Annotated in this window: 1 pseudogene; it reads left to right on the top strand. The window is 54.7% G+C overall.

Annotated features, from left to right (window positions below):
• Nucleotides 1–391: pseudogene (locus ACT3UA_RS18995) on the top strand (IS3-like element ISAar44 family transposase); the annotation flags it as partial.

The following is a 391-nucleotide window of genomic DNA, read 5'->3' as shown; positions in this document are numbered from 1 at the left end:
CAAACCGCGCTAGACATCATGGGAAAAGCGCACGCGCTCTTGGAGCAGATCTCGAAGAGCGCGGATTCAGAATAGACTCCCGTGCGTTCATGAAAAACGTCTTTGACCAGCTCGTTGAGTCTGGGATTTCGACTCGCCGAGCCAGTTCGCTAGCTGGAGTCAGCCGAGCCACGATGGCCCGCCACAAGCGTGCTGAACGTTTTCCACCCAAGCCAGTTGATGCACCTAGACCGGCACCGGCGAACAAACTCACCGAGGCTGAAGAAGCATTGATTCTTGAAACGTTGAATAACGACCGGTTTGTGGATCAAGCACCAGAACAGATCTATGCGGTGCTGCTCAGCGAAGGGACCTACTTGTGTTCGGTGGCCAGCATGTATCGGCTTCTACG

This window comes from Glutamicibacter sp. 363 (assembly GCF_052379505.1).
Classification (GTDB): Bacteria; Actinomycetota; Actinomycetes; order Actinomycetales; family Micrococcaceae; genus Glutamicibacter.
Note: the sequence above shows the minus strand (reverse complement) of the source record. Positions and strands in the feature narration are given on the sequence as shown.